Here is a 17,317-nt window from a genome sequence, read left to right on the forward strand (position 1 = left end):
AGCCCCGCCCGGCGGGTCGTCGAACAACCCCATGAACGGCGAGTCGACGTCGGGAGCGGGCTGCCCGCCACCGGAGCGCCCGTTCTCGCGGGACGGGCCCCGGAACATGGCAACGCGCCCGCCCTCGGCCACCGCACGAAGTCCGCCATCGTAGTCATCCGACTGCGCAGCGTCGTCATCGATGTCCGAGCGGTCCTGAAAGCCCCCGTTCTTGCGGGGCGGAGGTGTGGTCATACGAGTTCACCGGTGAGTTCCGGGCGGATGCGCACCTTCGACGCGACCAGGCGGGCGTCGCGCTGTTCGGCGCTCGGCTCGCGGGTGTGACGCCAGTCGGTCAGGGCGGTGCGGACCACCATGCGGGCAGGACGATCGGGGTCGACGTAACGGAAGATCAGCGACGTCGCCACGATCGCGAGGGCGATCTCGTAGGCGGGGAAGTAGTCGACGTGCAGCGTGATCAGGTAGCGGATGAACATGAACAACGGCACCAGCAGCGCGAACACCCCGTACTGCGCATACGGCAGCTGGATGGGCAGCGTGTAGCCGGGCGGGCCGAGGTAGACCAGCCGAGCCCGGTAGATGTCGTCGTCTGTGCGCAGGCGCATGGCAGGTCAGGCCTAGTTGAAGATCAGGTTGACCAGCGAGTCGCCGAAGAAGAACAGCGACGCGGCACCGGCGACGAACGCAAGGCCGATGATCGCGATCGCCGAGCTTGTGAGCACCCGCGAGACCTCGCCCTTGCTGGCCCGGCCGATGAAGATCACCCCGAGCGCGGCAAGCAGGATCGGAACGATCTTGGTCGTGAAGAACGTCAGGATGCCATCGGTGTTGATCGTCTTCGGCGCTGGTGTTGGCGTCGGCGCGAGGGCGATCGCATCCACGGCGCGTGCGGCCGAGCCCCACATCGCCTGGCCGATCTCCATCAACATCATCAGACCTCCCCGGAGGCGCGGCGGGCAGTGTGCACGCCACGCGTTAAGCCTCGCCGAAAAGACGACCCAGGGGTACAACCCTGGCTGCTGTGTCGCTCTCCGGCGGAACCTTATCCGGGCGTTTGCCCTGTTAAATGACCATTGTCGGGTTTAACGGTCCGAATAACGTTCACTTGCAGAGAGTACGTTGCAGTCCCCTGTCCAACAAGCTGACCGATGTGGGGTCAGTGTGCACAGTGTGCCTCCTGAGGTGCTTGCGCGCAGCACCCCGAAGGTTGTCGCAGGTCGCCCCCGGGCGGCCTCGGTGAGTTGAGTACCTTCATTCAAGTGATGGTCTTGCGCCGTTCAACGCCCCTCGTCATGGGCGTGCTCAACGTGACCCCGGACAGCTTCTCCGACGGCGGTCGCTACGGGGACCTCGACGCCGCGGTGGCACACGCGCTGCAGATGACGGCCGAGGGCGCTGACCTGGTCGATGTCGGCGGGGAGAGCACCCGTCCGGGTGCCGGACGGGTCGACGCCGAGACCGAGGCGGCCCGCGTGCTGCCCGTCATCCGCGCGCTGCGGGCCGAGGGCGTGGCCATGAGCATCGACACCACCCGGGCCGCCGTCGCCGCCGCGGCGCTGGAGGCCGGGGCGGAACTGGTCAACGACGTGTCCGGGGGACTGGCCGACCCCGACATGGGCCGCGTGGTCGCCGACGCCGGCTGCCCGTGGGTGCTCATGCACTGGCGAGGGCACTCGCGGCGGATGTCCGATCTCGCGGTGTACGGCGATGTGGTCAAGGAGGTCACCGCCGAGCTGCTCGAACGGGTGGAGGACGCGGTCGCGGCCGGCGTCGCACCCGAGCGGATCATCCTCGACCCCGGCCTCGGGTTCGCCAAGAAGCCCGAGCACACCTGGCGGCTGGCCGCCCACCTGCCCGACCTGGTCGCGCTGGGGCATCCGGTGCTGGTCGGCTCGAGCCGCAAGTCGCACCTGGGCCGCCTGCTCGCGGACGCCGAGGGCCACGACCGCCCGACCGAGGACCGCGAGGCCGCCACCATCGCCACGACCGTCCTATCGGTGGCCGCGGGCGCGTGGGGCGTGCGCGTGCACGAGGTCCGTGGGAACGTGGATGCGATCAAGGTGTGGCAGGCGACGAAGGCGGCGGCGTGAACGTACCGGACAGGATCTCGCTTCGGGGTCTCAAGGTCCGCGGCTTCCACGGCGTGTTCGACTTCGAGCGCCGCGCGGGCCAGGACTTCGTGATCGACGTGGACCTGGAGCTCGACCTGCGCCCGGCCGCCGCCTCGGACGACGTCACGGACACCGTCCACTACGGCGAGCTGGCCGAACGCCTGGCCGCGGTCGTCACTGGCCCGGCGGTGAACCTGATCGAAACACTGGCCGAGAAGCTGGCCGCCGAGTCCCTGGCCGACCCGCGGGTCCGCGCCGCGACCGTCACCGTGCACAAGCCCCAGGCCCCGATCCCGCTCGAGTTCGCCGACGTCGCCGTCGTCATCCGAAGGGAGCGGCCGTGACCACCGCGGTGCTCAGCCTCGGCAGCAACCTCGGCGACCGCGAGCAGCACCTGCGCGGGGCGGTGGCGAGCCTGGAGGACAAGATCCTCGTGGTGTCCGGGGTGTACGAGACGCCGCCCTGGGGGGATCCCGACCAGCCGCACTATCTCAATGCCGCCCTGCTCGCGACGGATCCGGACGCCGGGCCGCGGGAGTGGCTGGCGGCCGCGCACCGGCTCGAGGAGGCGGCCGGCCGAGTGCGCGATCCCGCCCGGCGCTTCGGTCCGCGTACCCTGGACGTTGACGTGATTGCTGTGTGGAACGACGACGGGACGCCGGTCACCTCCGGCGATCCAGAGTTGACCTTGCCGCATCCGCGCGCCCACCTGCGGGCGTTCGTGCTGCGGCCGTGGCTCGACATCCAGCCGTACGCCCAGCTGCCGGGGCATGGCTGGGTCAACGACCTGCTGCGAGCCGACGCGGTCGCCGCCGACCTCGCCGACCTGCGTCCACGAGTCGACGTCCTCCTCGATACCTGAGTCTGGAGCGCTAAGCGATGGCCACGCCGTCACCCGAAGACCCCAACGTGAACGGACCGAACGGTCCCAAGGGCCGGATGGAGCCGACCAGCCCGGCCACGCTGGTGATCGCGGCGCTCGCCACCACGGCGCTGGCCTGGATCGCGATCAGCAACTTCTGGAACAGCCTGCCGACGCTGCCCTGGCTGCCGCCGCTGACGCTGATCGGGCTGGCGATCTTCGAGGGCATCGAGGCGTACTCCACCCGCAACCGCATCCTCCGCAAGGAGGGCGCGGGACCGCTCCAGCCCCTGGTGATCGCCCGCTACGCCGTGCTCGGCAAGGCCTCGGCGCTGGTCGCGGCGCTCTTCGGCGGCATGTACGTCGGGCTGTCGACCTGGCTGCTCACCCAGCGCGGCGTGCTGGCCAAGGTGTCCGAGAACCTGCCGCAGGCCCTGCTCGGGGTGGCCGCATCGATCGTGCTCATCGCGGCCGCGCTCTGGCTGGAGCGCTCCTGCCGCGTGCCCCCGAGCGAGCGGGACAAGGACGTGCCCAGGCAGAACCGCCAGGGCGGCAACGACCGGGCCCCCGACGACCAGAACGCATAAAAAGCCGGATGAGCAGATCGCTGGGTCTGTCGCCCGTCACCTGACGCGGTTACTGTGCGACGCGTACCCGTCGGTTGGCAGGAGGCGCGCGCCATGGCGTACGACGACTCGCGGTTCCGCGGAGAGCCGGGATTCCGGGAGGAACCCGATTTCCGCTCGGGCGGCGTGCCCGAGGACGCTCCGACCCTCGGCGTTTCCAATCAGTCCGTGTACACGCCCGGCGCGTTCCCGGTCTCGCCCGCCTACGGCTCACCGTCCGGCGAGAGCTTCGACGACAGCCCGCGGCGCCGCACCCCGACCGCCCAGCAGCTCGGCGACGTGTTCGACGACCCCGAGCACGGCGAGCCCGGCCGGGACCGGTTCGCGGTGCACGCCCTGTGGGAGCTGGTGCTGCTGCTCGCCGCGGGCGCGCTGCTGTACCTCGTCCGCGACGCCAGCCCCGCCGCCCTGCGCGGCGACGAGCTGCGCGCGCTGCTGCTGTCCGGGGCCGAGCTGGGCCTGGTCGCCGTGGCCATGGGCCTCAGCCTGCGGGCCGGCGCCCCGAACCTGGCGGCCGGCTCCATCGCCTTCGCGGCCGGGCTGTTCTTCGCGAGCAACTCCGAGCGCGGCCTGCTCATGACCGCCCTGATCACCGGCCTGATCGCGGTCGGCGTCGGGGTGGTGATCGCGGTGGTGGTCGTCGCCTTCCACGTGCCCGGCTGGGCGACCAGCCTGGCCGTCGCGCTCGCGCTGATCGCCTGGATCGCCAACCAGCCGAGCGAGAAGCTCGTCGACGGCGCGTACGACCCGCACAAGCACGCGATGTGGTGGGCCCTCGGCGTGGCCGTGCTCGCCGCCGGCGGGGGAGCCCTCGGGGTGATCCGGCCGCTGCGGCGCGCGCTGGGCCGCTTCCGCCCGGTCCGCGACCCGGCCGACCGGCGCGGCGGCGGCGCGGCCACCTTCACCGGCCTCGCGATCGCCGGATCGTCCCTGCTCGCGGCGATCGCCGGGGTGCTCGTGGCGCTCGACGACCGCGGGGTGGCGGCGGCCGACGCGACCGGCTCGTTCGGCGGGTTCACCGTCACCGTCCTCGCGCTCGGCGCGGCGCTGGCCGGCGGCACCTCCGCCTTCGGCCGCCGCGGCGGGGTCCTCGGCACGCTGCTGGCGGTCGCCGTGATCACTCTTACGCTTCGGTACACCGCTGCCGAGGGCTGGAAGCTCCAGCCCATCGCCCTGGCGGCGGGCGCGATCGCGCTCGGCCTGGTGGTGACCCGCCTGGTGGAGACGTTCGGCCGCCCGCGCACCGCCGCCGAACTGGCCGAGGACGCGCCGTGGACGCCGCCGTCGATCACCCCGGCGCAGACCGACGTGGAGGACAACTGGTCCCCGCCGTCCAGCCGCACCGGCAGCTGGCCCGGCGGCTTCGCGCCCGACGCCGACCGCGATCGCGGCCCGGACCGGGGCTGGGGCGCCGAGGAACGATGGGGCACCCGGTAGCCGCGCGCGTCACCCGATAACCTGGTGACCATGACCGACGTCACCCTGGAACAGCTCGATGCGATGCCCACCGAGGAGCTGCGCGAGCGCGCGTTCGCCCTGGCCCGGCAGCGGCGGGACATCAAGTTCTTCTGGGACCTGTTCACCCACGTGACGCACAGCGACGACGACACCCAGGACGGGTGGCTCGGCTCGCTCGACGCGACCATCGACGACGCCGTCGCCCTGTGGCGCGAGGCCACCGGGCACGACTACGGCGGCAACGAGCCCCTGGTCCGGGCCGCCTTCATCGACTACATCATGAAGTACGGGGACGAATCCGGACATTGAGGCTCGCGGTTTAGTTTTTGCGGCCGGGGGGCCTTATCCCGGCATGGCAATCACGCGATCTCGATACCGCACCGCGACGAGTGCCGGTACACTCGTCGCCTTTCTCCTGGTGCTGATCTTTGGCAGCCCCTGGTACGTCGACTGGGTCAACTCCGGCGACCGGGGCATCTTCCTGGAGACCCTCGCCTGGCCGGCCTGGGCCTTCGACAGCGACGCCTCCGTGCGCGACCTGCTCGGGGCCGACCTGAAGGCGATCCTGCTGATCGTGTTCACGGCGCTGTTCATCACGCTGCTGGTCGGGGCGCAGCTGGCCTCGGCGCGCGGCACCATCTCGGCGATCTTCACCGGGTGGGCCGCCTACATCTTCGCGGCCGCCCTCGCCGCCTTCATCACGTCGTTCCTGCTCGCCAACCCCTCGTTCGGCCAGGCCACCGCGAACGCGGCCGGCGGCGCGGGGTACGGCCTGATCGTCGGCTGGATCATCGGCCTGGCGACCATGGCCGGGCGGCGACCGTAATCGCCGCCCGGAAGCTCATGATCACGCGGGCGTGTCCACCGCCGCGGACGCCAGGGCGACCTGGACGTCGGCGGCGGTGAGTGCGCCGATCGGCGAGTCGCCGTCCCGCACGACCACGGCGCCCTTGCCCGCGGCCAGCATCGCCCCGAACGCCTCCCGCAGCGTCGCGCCGGACGACACCACCGGCGCGCCGTCGCCCGCCTCGCCGACCGGCCGCAGCCCGGTGGCCGGGATCGGGGTCACCGAGAGCCGCATGATCCCGCGGTCCTCGCCGACGAACCGCTCCACGAACTCGTTGCCGGGGCGCGCGAGGAGCTCGGCCGGCGTGGCGTACTGCTGCAGCTGCGCGTGATCCGAGAGCACCGCGATCCGGTCGCCGAGCTTGATCGCCTCCTGCAGGTCGTGCGTGACCAGGATCGTGGTCTTGCGCACCGCCCGCCGCAGCCGCAGGAACTCGTCCTGCAGCCGGCCCCGGTTGATCGGGTCGACGGCCGAGAACGGCTCGTCCATCAGCAGCACCCGCGGGTCCGCGGCGAGCGCCCGGGCGAAGCCGACCCGCTGGCGCTGACCGCCGGAGAGCTCGTGCGGGTACCGCTTGGCGTACTGCTCGGGGGTCAGCCCGACGAGTTCGAGCAGCTCGTCGGTGCGCTCGGTGATCCGGCGCTTGTCCCAGCCGAGCATCCGCGGCACGGTGCCCACGTTGGCGCGCACCGTCTGGTGCGGGAACAGCCCGACGTTCTGAATGACGTAGCCGATGGTCCGCCGCAACTGGGTCGGATCGGCGGCCGTGGCGTCGGCGCCGTCGATGAGGATGCGGCCGCCGGAGGGCTCGATGAGGCGGTTCACCATTCGCAGCACCGTCGACTTGCCGCAGCCCGACGGACCGATCAGCACCGTGACCTCGCCGCTGCCGATCTCGAGGCTGAGCTCCCCGACCGCCACCGTCCCGTCCGGATACACCTTGCGCAGCCGATCGAGGGTGATCGGCGCGGCATCGTGCTTCGCGGTAACGTCCACGCATGTCCTTCCTGGCTCGCGGTGAGGCGGGCAACCCCTGGTTCTCCTGGTCGTATGTCCAGGACAACTACGACACGCTGCGGGATGCGCTCCTCGACCACGTGGTGATTACCGTGTGGTCAGTGGTGATCGCGGTGGTCATCGCGATTCCCCTGGCGGTGCTGGCGTACTGGGTGCGCCCGCTCGCCACGCCGATTCTGACATCAGCGGGCGTGCTTTACACGATTCCGTCGCTGGCCCTGCTCGCCGCCCTGACCCCGTTCATGGGCACCGGGCGGTCGCCGGTGATCCTCGCCCTCACCTCGTACGCCCTCATCGTGCTCATCCGCAACGCCCTCACCGGCCTCTTGCAGGTGCCCGAGGACGTGCGGGAGGCGGCGACGGCGATGGGGTACGGCAGGTTCGCGCGGCTCTGGCGGGTCGAGCTGCCGCTGGCGCTGCCGGGCATGCTGACCGGGCTGCGGCTGGCGACGGTATCGACGGTGGCCTTGGTCACAGTCGGCGCGATCGTCGGCTCGCACGGCGGGCTGGGCTCGCTGATCCTGGCCGGGTTCCGCAACAACTACTACAAGGCCGAGATCTCGACCGCCGCGATCGGCTGCGTCGCCCTCGCCCTGGTCCTCGATCTCATCCTGATCTTCGTCAGCCGCGCGCTGACCCCGTGGACGCGGAGGCGGGTCGCATGAGCGTCATCTCGGACGCCCTGGTCTGGTTCAACGATCCGCTCAACTGGACCAACCCCGACGGCATTCTCGACCGGCTCGCCGAGCACGCCGAGATCTCCGCCGGCGCCGTTGTCCTGGGCTGCCTGGTCGCCTGGCCGCTGGGCATCCTGCTCGGCCGCCGCGGGGCCGCCTCCGGGGTGATCGTGCTGCTGTCCAACCTGACCCAGGCAGTCCCGGTCATCGCGCTGCTGACCATCCTCACCCTCACCCCGATCGGCCTGGGAAAACCGGCGGTGATCATCGCGCTCGCGGTGTTCTCGCTGCCGGCCCTCCTCGCCAACGCCTACACCGGCATGCGCCAGATCGACCCGGAGGTGCGCGACGCGGCCAAGGGCGTCGGCATGACCTCGGCCCAGCGGCTTTTCAGGATCGAACTGCCCTTGGCGGTACCGTTCCTCGCCACCGGACTCCGCATCGCCACCACCACCGTGGTCGCCACCGCCACCCTGGCCACAGCGGTCAACGGCGGCGGGCTCGGCATGATCATCTCGGCCGGCTTCGGGCTGGGCCCCGGCCACGGCGGGCAGATCCTGGCCGGCGCGATCCTGGTCGCCGGGCTCGCCCTCATCATCGACGGTGTGATGGCAATCATTGAGCGGAAGCTCACACCGAAGGTCCTCCGCCGAGCCGCCGGCCGCGTGTGAACACGATCCGGTGACACGTCGTTACGAAAACGTGCCTGGTTGCGGTTGCCGAATTTCCATCGCCGGAGTTGCCTATTTGGAAGCGGGCGGGCTTCCATTGCCAATTGAAGCGCTGCCCGTCGGACACGCGGCCGGTCACAGTGATCGCGCCGGGACACGGAAGGCGGGCCATTTTGCGAACAGCCATACGCGCCTCGCTCGGAGTCGTCCTCGGTCTCGTCAGCATGGGCCTCGTGGCCTGTGGCGAGTCGGGCTCTTCGGGCACGGAGGCGCCGGCGAGCGTCAGCGGTGCGGGTTGTGCCCCGGTGGCTGGAGAGAAGCTGGTCGTCCTCGATGACGACAAGAAGCTCCAGCTGGCGGACAACATCATCCCGGCGATCAACACCAAGGTCGCCGACCCGGCCCTCATCGCCGCGTTGGACAAGGTCTCCGACGCGCTGACGGTGGAGAAGCTGATCGCGCTGAACAAGGCGGTCGACGTCGACCGCAAGACCTCCAAGGTCGCGGCGGAGGAATTCGCCAAGACCGCGAACCTCACCACCGGCCTGGAGAAGGGCAAGGGCGGGGCCATCAAGATCGGCGCCGCCGACTTCTCCGAGAGCGCCACCCTCGGCGCGCTGTACGAGCTGGTCCTCGACGCCGCGGGCTACGACGCCTCGGTGCAGACCATCGGCAAGCGCGAGGTCTACTACGGCCAGCTGACCAAGGGCGACATCCAGATCGTTCCGGAGTACGCCGCGACGCTGACCGAGTTCATCAACCAGTCCGTGAACGGCAAGGACGCGACGGCGCTCGCCTCGGGCGACGTCGACAAGACCGTGGCCGCGCTGAAGGACCTGGGCGGCAAGCAGGGCCTCTCCTTCGGCAAGGCGTCCACGGCGACCGACGGCAACGCGTTCGCGGTGACGTCGGAGTTCGCGTCGAAGTACGGCCTGAAGACGCTCACCGACTTCGCCTCCAAGTGCTCGGGTCAGGCCACCGTCCTCGGTGGTCCGGCGGAGTGCCCGCAGCGCCCGTTCTGCCAGCCGGGCCTGGAGAAGACCTATGGCATCCAGTTCGGCAAGGTCCTGAGCCTCGACGCCGGCGGCCCGCAGAGCAAGGACGCCCTCAAGAAGGGCACCGCCTCGCTCGCGCTGGTGTTCTCGTCCGACGGATCGCTGGGCTAGCAGGTTCGTAAGACGTCCTCTCGTACCGCCTACTTCAAGGCGGTACGAGAGGACATTTCGTTTGTCATGAAGAGCAGGTAAGTTGTCTGCTCATGCCCCCCGCGGAGACCACCGGTGTGACCGGGGTAAAGCGGAGCACCAAACTGCTCCAGATGCTCTTCTGGGGCGGCGTCGGGCTTGCCCCGCTGGCCGCCCTGCTCCTGCTTGTGGGCAGCGGCTTCGTCCTGCAGTTCGCCGCCGTCCTCGGCCTGCTCGCCGTGGTCCTCATCGGCCTGTCGATCGCCCTGCGGCGCGAGGGCGAGACGGTCAAGGGCGAGGTCGAGGAGATGGTGTACGAGGAGATCGACACCCTTCGCGAGAACGTCCGCGGCGACATCACCCACGCCGCCCGCCAGACGCACGGCCAGCTCATGGAGCGCATCGGCGTCCTGCATGAGACCGTCGACGCGCTGCGGAACCAGGTCGAGATGATGCGCCGGCAGCTCGAACGGGCGGCCGCGCAGCCCCCGCCGCAGCAGCACCAGGCCCCGGCCGCCCAGGCGCCGCCGAGCGTCCTGCGGCACACCGAGACCGTGCAGGTCACCACCAAGACCACGGTCGTCGACCCGAACGAGTCCCGCTCCGGCACCGTGTACGGCGCCGGCCCGCGCGCCGACATCCCGCAGCAGCGCCGTCCCGATCGCTCCGAGCGCATCTCCGCTCGTCCGGAGCCCCGGCCCGAGCCCCGCGCGGAGCGCGACGACTACGGCCCCCGCGCGGACCGCGACGAGTACGGCCCCCGCGCGGAGCGCGACGACTACGGGCACCGCCCCGAGCGCGACGACTTCAGTCACCGCTCCGAACGTGACGATTACGGCCACCGCTCCGAGCGTGACGACTTCGCCCACCGCCCTGAGCGCGACGACTTCGGCCACCGCTCCGAGCGCCGGGATGATCGCCGGGACGACTACGGCCACCGCGAAGAGCGCCACGAGGACTACGGCCGCCGCGATGCCCGCGATGCCCGCGATGCCCGTGACTCCCGTGATGCCCGCGACTCCCGCGAGGACGAGTTCGCCCGCCGCGAGGAGCGCCGCCCCGGCCAACGCCCTGAGCGCGACGACCACGGCCGCGGCGATCGCGCTCCCGCTCGCGAGCCGTCCGTTCGCGAGCAGGCCCGCGAACAGACCTCCTGGACCGAACAGCTGCTCCGCGAGCGCCTGGAACGCTCCCAGAGCGCCGAGTGGCCCCAGGTCCCCACGCCCCGCACCGCCGACGTCGAGCGCCGCGGCGGCCGCCGCCGGGCCGCCGAGCAGGACGAGGACGACAACGTCAGCGGCATGCGCACCACGGACCGCTGGGCCTCGGTCCACAGCGACGAACGCGGCGGGCGCGAGCTGCGGATGGGCGAGCGCCGCTCGGCGGTACACGCCGACGAGACCGGCACCCACGTCCGCATCGAGGACCGCTGGGCCACGGTGCGCCACGAGGAGTACTACGCCGAGGAGACCCGCACCGGCGGCCACCACGCCGAACCCGAGGAGCGCCGCCCCGGCCGCCGCCGCGCCGAGCCCGACGACCGGGACGAGGACTACGACGCCCAGTTCGAGGGCCGGTACGACGCCGGCACCGAAAGCCCCCGCCGCTCCGAGGCCCGCCGCGAGCGCGAACGCAGCTGGGCCTCGGGCGAACAGGCCCGCGTCGAGGTGGGCCGCCGCCCGGAGGCCCAGTGGTCGGAGAGCACCTACGAGGAGGCGCGCCGCGACGAGACCGGCTCGACGCGCTGGTCCGAGGTGCGCCGGACCGACCGCAGCCTGAGCGGCCCGCAGGCGGCGCTGCCCGCCTCCCCGGCCGACCCCGCCTCCCGCTGGACCTCCGCCGCCCCCCGCGAGGACGACCGCGTGTCGCGCCGCTCCCAGGACGACGAGGAATACGGCTGGAACGACCACCGCGGCGGCCGAGCGGCCCGCCCGATAGCCGAGTTCGACAACAACGACGACCGCTGGCGCTGACCGCGGCCCGCACCGGGCGGCCCGCAGCCGGAGCCGCCGTCGAGTGTCGGGGCAGGGCAGCCAGTCAGCGGTGATCGAACGCCCCACGGCGATCGCTGGCGTTCACGGCGATCGCTGGCGTTGACGGCGTCCGCCACGGGGTTCCGCGCGGTCGAAGAAGCGGTCGCCCGGTGGGAGCAGTCGCCGTCCAGCGTTCGGAAGTCGCCCTCCAGCCTTCGGAAGTCGCCGTCCAGCGTTCGGAAGCCGCCGGTCCAGCCGAAATCTGTCGGGCGGTGGGCGGACCGGTTCAGCCGCGCCAGAGGGTCAGCATCATCGCCTCGACGGCGATCTTCGGCTTGACGTTGGCCTCGATGGCGACCCGGCACTCCAGCACCGCTTCGAGGCGGCGCAGGGTGCTCTCCGGCGTCCACTTCTCCGAGGCCGTCGTGGCCAGCTCGTCGATGTCCCCGTGGACCGGGGCCACGTCGGCGTCGAAGGAGTGCGCGATCACGTCCCGGTAGAAGCCGGCCAGGTCGACCAGCGCCCGGTCCAGGGAGTCGCGCTGGGCCCGGGTCGCCCGCGACTTCTGCCGCCGCTCCAGGTCCTTCAGCTGCCCGGCCGAACCGCGGGCCGCCCCCGCCGCCCCCTTGCCGGTGCCACCGGCGCCCAGCGCAGTCTCCAGCGCCGACCGCTCCTTGGCATCCACCTCGGCCACGGACGCCGCCGCCTCGGCCTCGGCCGCCTCGATCAGCGAACTGGCCGCGTCGAAGGCGGCCCCGATCCCGGTCAACCGCCGCGGCACCGCCAGCACGGCATCCCGCCGGCTGCGCGCCTGCGGATCACGAGCCAGCCGCCGCGCCCTGCCCACATGCCCCTGCGCGGCCGCAGCGGCCCAGGCCGCGGTCTCGGCATCGATCCCGTCCCGCCGGTGCAACACTTCGGCGATGGCATCGGCCGGCGGCTGCCGCAGCGGCACCACCCGGCACCGCGACCGGATCGTCACCGAGATGTCGTCGGGATGCGTGCTGGGCGTGCACAACAGGAACACGGTCCGGGCCGGCGGCTCCTCGACGGCCTTGAGCAGCGCGTTCCCGGCCGCCTCGGTCAGCCGGTCGGCATCCTCGACCAGCAGCACCTGCCAGCGCCCCTGCGTCGGCGAACTGGCCGCCCGCAGCACCAGCGCCCGCATCTCCCCGACGGCGATCGAAAGCCCCTCCGGCACCACGAACCGCACGTCGGCATGCGTGCCCGTCAACGCCGTATGGCAGGCCTGACACGTCCCACACCCGCCGTTGGGACACTGCAGCGCCGCCGCAAACGTACGAGCGGCAACCGACCGCCCCGACCCCGGCGGCCCGGTGAACAGCCACGCATGCGTCATCGCCTGCTGCCCGGCCACATCCGGCGCCTCGCCCCGCACAATCGCATCCGCCGCCGCGACAGCCCGCGACAACGTCGCCACCGCATCCGGCTGCCCCACAAGCTCCCCAAAGATCGGCGGCGTCATACCCGCGAGCCCTTGTCTGAGGAGGCGTCGGCGTCGCCGGCGACGGCGGGGGAGTCGTCGGCGTCGCCGGTCAGGGTGGTGGCCACCTCGGCGGCGTCGTGCAGGACCGTTTCGATTGAGGACTCGTCCTCCGGGATCAGGTGCCGGACCCGCTGCAGGATGCCCTCCGCCAGGGCGTCGATGCCGTTCGTGGCGTCCAGGACCAGGTAGCGGCTCGGGTCAGCCGAGGCCAGGTCCAGGAAGGCGTAGCGCACGCGCTCGTGGAAGGCGAGCGACTCGGCCTCCAGGCGGTCGGCCTCGCCGCGCTTGCCGGCGCGGGCCAGGCCCACCGTCGGGTCGAGGTCGAGCAGGACCACGAGGTCGGGCTTCAGGCCGCCGGTGGCCCACTTCGACAGCCAGGACACCTCGTCGACCGGCAGGGTGCGGCCCGCGCCCTGGTAGGCCAGGGACGAGTCGACGTAGCGGTCGCTGATGACCACCGCGCCGCGGGTCAGGGCCGGGCGGACCACCGACGCCACGTGGTGGGCGCGGTCGGCCGCGTAGAGCAGGGCCTCGGCGCGGGGGGTCACCACGTCGCCGCCCTCGGCGGGCTTGTCGAGCACCAGGCTGCGGATGCGCGAGCCGACCGGTGTGGCGCCCGGCTCGTGGGTGGTCACGACCTCGCGGCCGACCGCGCGCAGGGCGTCGGCGAGCCGGTGGACCTGGGTCGACTTGCCCGCGCCCTCGCCGCCCTCGAAGACGATGAACAGACCGTGGGCGGCCCGGGGGTCGGCGGCGCTGAGCGGGCGGCCGCGGATCGAGCCGAGCAGGTCGGCCAGGATCGGTACGCCCCGCTTGTCGTCCATCTGCCGCAGGGCGAACAGGCCGGCGAAGACGCCCAGGACGCCGGCGATCGCGAGCAGCGGGCGGGTGCTGGAGACGTCGAACTCGTAGAAGCCCAGGTTGATGGTGCGGGTGCCGCCGAGGCCGACGATGACGCTGGAGAGCGAGATCGTGAGCATGAGCACCACGCGGGTGCCCATCTGCACGAAGGCGAAGGCGCGGCCGCGCATGTCGTCGGCCACCTCGCCGCCCAGCAGCGTGGTGCCGGACAGGAACGCCATGCCCGCCCCGACGCCGACCAGCAGCGCGCCGCCGACGGCGACGGCGAGGTGGGTGGCCAGGGCCAGGATGAGCACCGAGCCGGCCGCCAGGATGATCGACAGGCCGAACCAGCGGCGCCGGGACAGCGCGCCGACGAGCTTCGGGCCGGCCGCGATGCCGACTCCGAGGCCGAGGAAGAGCACCGCGAAGAGCAGGGCGAACGCGGCCGTGCCGGCGCCCAGCGAGACCGCGTAGAACTTGGCCGTGCCGACCACCACGCCGCCGCCGGCGAAGGCGCCGAAGATGCCCAGCACCAGGCCCCGCACCAGCGGGGTCTTGCTGACGAAGGCCCACCCCTGGGTGAACTCGCGGAGCATGCCGGGCTTGTGCTCGACCCCCGCCGTCCGCCGGCCGCTGATCTCCCGGATGCCGAAGAACACGGTCGCCGCGGTGGCCAGGAACGTCAGCGCGTTGAACCACAGCGCCACGTTGCTCGGCTGCACGCCGGCGGGCGCGTCGCGGCCGAAGACCGCGGTCACCAGCTGCTGCAGGCCGATCAGCACGAGGGCGGCCGCGACCGGGGTGATGCCATACGTCGTGGCCAGCGTGAGCTGGTTGGCCGTCTCCAGCCGCGCCCGGGGCAGCAGGTTGGGCACCGACGCCTCCTTGGCCGGCGTCCAGATCATCGCCACCGTCTCGATCACGAACGTGGCGATGGCCGTCCAGGTGATGACCAGCGCGGCGTCGTGGGTGATCAGCGCCGCGGCCGGGATGGAGGCGAAGAACAGGAAGCGCAGCAGGTCGCAGACGACCATCGTGTAGCGCCGGTCGAAGCGGTCGGCGAACACGCCCGCCACCGGCCCGAGGATCAGCGCCGGCAGCAGCCGCACGGCGATGACCGAGCCGAACGCCACGCCCTGGGCGGCCTCGTTGGACACCTGCGCGGCCGCGAACGTCGAGGCGGCGAGCAGGCCGAGCCAGTCGCCGAGGGAGGACAGGCCGAGCACCGCCCACAACCGGCGGAAGGGCCGGATCCGCAGGACGGCCTGAAGCTCCCCGAATCCGGAGAGATCGCTGCTGGCGATGACGACACCCCCTAAAATCTCCGGCCCTCACGCTACAGCCCACCCCTGACAATTCTCGCGGCGCGCCAGCGGATGCGAGGTTCTTTCATATTCCAATCGCACAAGTTACGGTGACGGCGTGTCCAATGCCCGTGCCGCTCAGAGGGAACGCTTCGAGCGCGCCACCGCCGACCTCGACCCGCCGTTCGCGCTCGTCGACCTGGATGCCTTCGACGCGAACAGCAAAGCCCTGGTCGCAAGGGCGAGCGGCAAGCCGCTGCGGGCGCCGAGCAAGTCCATCCGCGTCCGCGCGCTGATCGACCGCGCCCTGGCCCAGCCCGGCTGGCACGGCATCATGGCGTTCACCCTTCCGGAGGCCATCTGGCTGGCCGAGCAGGGCACGGCGGACGACATCCTGGTCGCGTACCCCACCGCCGACCGCGCCGCGCTGCACCGCCTGGCCGCCGAGGAGAAGCTGGCCGCCAAGATCACCATCATGGTCGACAGCGTCGAGCAGCTCGACCTGGTGCCCCAGAGCGACCTGCTCAAGCGGGTCTGCATCGACCTCGACGCCTCCTGGCGCCCGCTGTCCAAGGTCCACATCGGCGTCCGCCGCTCGCCGATCCACAGCGTCAAGCAGGCCGGCGCGTTGGCCGCCGCCATCGCGAACAAGCCGGGGTTCCGGCTGGTCGGGCTGATGTCGTACGAGGCCCAGATTGCCGGCCTGGGCGACGCCCCGCCCGGGCGCCCGGTGCGCGGCGCGCTCATCCGCGCGATCCAGGCGCGCTCGATGCCGGAGCTGCTGGCCCGCCGGGCCGCGGTCGTTGCCGAGGTGCGCCGCCACGCCGACCTGGAGTTCGTCAACGGCGGCGGGACCGGCAGCGTGGCCGCGACGGCCGCCGACCCGTCCGTGACCGAGGTCGCCGCCGGGTCCGGGCTCTTCGGGCCGTGGCTTTTCGACGGGTACCGCACCTGGCGCCCCCAACCCGCCGCCTTCTACGCCATGTCCGTGGTCCGCCGCCCCGACGCGCACACCGCGACCGTGCTCGGCGGCGGCTGGATCGCCTCCGGCGAGACGTCCCCGACCCGCCAGCCGCTGCCCTGGCTGCCGGAGGGCCTCAAGCTGATCGGCACCGAGGGCGCCGGCGAGGTCCAGACCCCGCTGGTCGGCCCGGGCGCGTCGGGCCTGCGCCCCGGCGACCGCGTGTACTTCCGCCACTCCAAGGCCGGCGAGCTGTGTGAGCACGTGAACGAGGTACACCTGGTGCGGGGCGACAAGATCGTGGACGTCGTCCCCACGTATCGCGGCGAGGGCCACGCCTTCCTGTGATGCGCTGGCGGGAGGCGATGGAGACGGCGCTGTACGGCCGCGACGGCTTCTTCATCCGCGAACGTCCCGCCGACCACTTCCGGACCAGCGTCCACGCCTCGCCCCTGTTCGCGGGCGCGATTGCCACCCTGCTCGGCCGGCTCGACGCGGCCCTGGGGCACCCGGAGCGGCTCGATCTCGTCGACGTCGGGGCCGGCTGCGGCGAGCTGCTGACCGGCATCCTGGCCGCGCTGCCCGACGAGGTCCGTGGCCGCGTGCGCGCGACGGGGGTCGAGCGGGCGCCCCGACCGGGTGATCTGCCGCCCACGATCGAGTGGTCCGCGACCCCGCCCCCGCGCACGGCCGGCCTGCTGATCGCGACCGAGTGGCTCGACAACGTCCCGCTGGAGATCGTCGAGGTCGATTTTCAGAGCCGGATTTTGTACTGCACGAGCCTCCTCACCCCCACCGACGAACCCCTGCACCCGGCCGATGCGGCCTGGCTGGACCGCTGGTGGCCGCTGGACGGCGCGCCGCCCGGGGCCCGCGCCGAGATCGGCCGCCCGCGCGACGAGGCCTGGGCCGCCGCGGCCGGCACGGTCGAGCGCGGCCTGGCGCTGGCCATCGACTACGGCCACTTCGCCGCCGAGCGGCCGCCCTTCGGCACGCTGACCGGGTACCGCGACGGCCGCCAGGTCGAGCCGGTCCCCGACGGCCACCGCGACCTGACCGCCCACGTGGCCCTGGACTCGCTCGGCGACCAGGTCATGGCCCAGCGGGACGCCCTGCGCCTGCTCGGGGTCGACGGCGCCCGCCCGCCGCTCGCCCTGGCCAGCACCGATCCGGCCGGATACGTGCGCGCGCTCGCCCGCGCCTCGGCGGCGGCCGAGCTCACCGACCCGTCGGGCCTCGGGGGTCACTATTGGGTCATGCGCTGGGTATGACTGGC

At 72.1% G+C, this 17,317-nt stretch carries 18 protein-coding genes; 13 read left to right on the forward strand and 5 right to left on the reverse strand.

Translation table 11 applies throughout. The features are described from left to right. Positions 1-230: 230 nt before the first annotated feature. Positions 231-605: a hypothetical protein gene (locus ACQPZ4_RS02835; protein WP_433055637.1), complete on the reverse strand. Its 375-nt coding sequence runs from the start codon at positions 603-605 to the stop codon at positions 231-233. A gap of 12 nt (positions 606-617) precedes the next feature. Then, positions 618-932 (reverse strand): hypothetical protein, encoded by a 315-nt coding sequence (locus ACQPZ4_RS02840; protein ID WP_433055640.1) that lies wholly within the window; start codon positions 930-932, stop codon positions 618-620. A 330-nt stretch (positions 933-1,262) separates the two neighbouring features. On the opposite strand from ACQPZ4_RS02840, the gene folP reads away from it, so the two are divergent. From folP to ACQPZ4_RS02875, 7 genes are all read left to right on the forward strand, one after another. Further along, positions 1,263-2,090: a dihydropteroate synthase gene (folP, locus tag ACQPZ4_RS02845; protein ID WP_433066189.1), complete on the forward strand. Its 828-nt coding sequence runs from the start codon at positions 1,263-1,265 to the stop codon at positions 2,088-2,090. Then, positions 2,087-2,455, forward strand: a complete 369-nt coding sequence (gene folB, locus ACQPZ4_RS02850) for a dihydroneopterin aldolase (protein ID WP_433055643.1) — start codon at positions 2,087-2,089, stop codon at positions 2,453-2,455. Before folP ends, folB begins: the two co-directional genes overlap by 4 nt. Then, positions 2,452-2,973: a 2-amino-4-hydroxy-6-hydroxymethyldihydropteridine diphosphokinase gene (folK, locus tag ACQPZ4_RS02855; protein WP_433055646.1), complete on the forward strand. Its 522-nt coding sequence runs from the start codon at positions 2,452-2,454 to the stop codon at positions 2,971-2,973. The genes folB and folK overlap by 4 nt, the downstream gene beginning before the upstream one ends. 47 nt (positions 2,974-3,020) lie before the next feature. Then, positions 3,021-3,560, forward strand: coding sequence for a DUF3180 domain-containing protein (locus tag ACQPZ4_RS02860; protein ID WP_433055649.1), 540 nt, complete (start codon positions 3,021-3,023; stop codon positions 3,558-3,560). A gap of 93 nt (positions 3,561-3,653) precedes the next feature. Continuing rightward, positions 3,654-5,036, forward strand: a complete 1,383-nt coding sequence (locus ACQPZ4_RS02865; RefSeq protein WP_433055652.1) for an ABC transporter permease — start codon at positions 3,654-3,656, stop codon at positions 5,034-5,036. Positions 5,037-5,066: 30 nt separating this feature from the next. After that, positions 5,067-5,366, forward strand: a complete 300-nt coding sequence (locus tag ACQPZ4_RS02870) for a hypothetical protein (protein ID WP_433055655.1) — start codon at positions 5,067-5,069, stop codon at positions 5,364-5,366. Positions 5,367-5,475: 109 nt separating this feature from the next. Continuing rightward, entirely contained in the window at positions 5,476-5,883 is a 408-nt protein-coding gene (locus ACQPZ4_RS02875) for a hypothetical protein (protein ID WP_433055657.1), read from the forward strand. 21 nt (positions 5,884-5,904) lie between these two features. Here the strand turns inward: ACQPZ4_RS02875 and ACQPZ4_RS02880 are convergent, their stop codons facing one another. After that, a complete protein-coding gene (locus tag ACQPZ4_RS02880; protein WP_433055660.1) occupies positions 5,905-6,900 on the reverse strand; it encodes an ABC transporter ATP-binding protein in 996 nt (331 codons plus the stop codon). Between the two features lie 2 nt (positions 6,901-6,902). Between ACQPZ4_RS02880 and ACQPZ4_RS02885 the strand changes: the two genes are divergently transcribed. From ACQPZ4_RS02885 to ACQPZ4_RS02900, 4 genes are all read left to right on the forward strand, one after another. Beyond that, on the forward strand, positions 6,903-7,586 hold the full coding sequence (locus tag ACQPZ4_RS02885) for an ABC transporter permease (protein ID WP_433055663.1): 684 nt from the start codon (positions 6,903-6,905) through the stop codon (positions 7,584-7,586). Continuing rightward, positions 7,583-8,269, forward strand: coding sequence for an ABC transporter permease (locus ACQPZ4_RS02890; protein ID WP_433055666.1), 687 nt, complete (start codon positions 7,583-7,585; stop codon positions 8,267-8,269). Before ACQPZ4_RS02885 ends, ACQPZ4_RS02890 begins: the two co-directional genes overlap by 4 nt. A 224-nt stretch (positions 8,270-8,493) precedes the next feature. Then, the gene (locus tag ACQPZ4_RS02895) at positions 8,494-9,435 is read left to right on the forward strand and encodes a glycine betaine ABC transporter substrate-binding protein (protein WP_433055669.1); all 942 of its coding nucleotides are present in this window, start codon (positions 8,494-8,496) and stop codon (positions 9,433-9,435) included. Between the two features lie 152 nt (positions 9,436-9,587). Further along, the gene (locus ACQPZ4_RS02900) at positions 9,588-11,426 is read left to right on the forward strand and encodes a hypothetical protein (protein WP_433055672.1); all 1,839 of its coding nucleotides are present in this window, start codon (positions 9,588-9,590) and stop codon (positions 11,424-11,426) included. A gap of 286 nt (positions 11,427-11,712) precedes the next feature. Here ACQPZ4_RS02900 and ACQPZ4_RS02905 read toward each other — a convergent pair whose 3' ends face one another. Next, positions 11,713-12,912, reverse strand: a complete 1,200-nt coding sequence (locus tag ACQPZ4_RS02905; RefSeq protein ID WP_433055675.1) for a DNA polymerase III subunit delta' — start codon at positions 12,910-12,912, stop codon at positions 11,713-11,715. Next, positions 12,909-15,002, reverse strand: coding sequence for a dTMP kinase (gene tmk, locus ACQPZ4_RS02910; RefSeq protein WP_433055678.1), 2,094 nt, complete (start codon positions 15,000-15,002; stop codon positions 12,909-12,911). Before tmk ends, ACQPZ4_RS02905 begins: the two co-directional genes overlap by 4 nt. Before the next feature lie 196 nt (positions 15,003-15,198). Here tmk and ACQPZ4_RS02915 point away from each other — a divergent pair, with 196 nt between their 5' ends. Both ACQPZ4_RS02915 and ACQPZ4_RS02920 read left to right on the forward strand, forming a co-directional pair. Continuing rightward, positions 15,199-16,389: an amino acid deaminase/aldolase gene (locus tag ACQPZ4_RS02915; protein WP_433055681.1), complete on the forward strand. Its 1,191-nt coding sequence runs from the start codon at positions 15,199-15,201 to the stop codon at positions 16,387-16,389. After that, the gene (locus ACQPZ4_RS02920) at positions 16,389-17,312 is read left to right on the forward strand and encodes an SAM-dependent methyltransferase (protein ID WP_433055684.1); all 924 of its coding nucleotides are present in this window, start codon (positions 16,389-16,391) and stop codon (positions 17,310-17,312) included. Before ACQPZ4_RS02915 ends, ACQPZ4_RS02920 begins: the two co-directional genes overlap by 1 nt. Positions 17,313-17,317: the final 5 nt, after the last annotated feature.

This window comes from Dactylosporangium sp. CS-033363, from assembly GCF_050942475.1.
In the GTDB taxonomy this organism is placed as follows: domain Bacteria; phylum Actinomycetota; class Actinomycetes; order Mycobacteriales; family Micromonosporaceae; genus Dactylosporangium.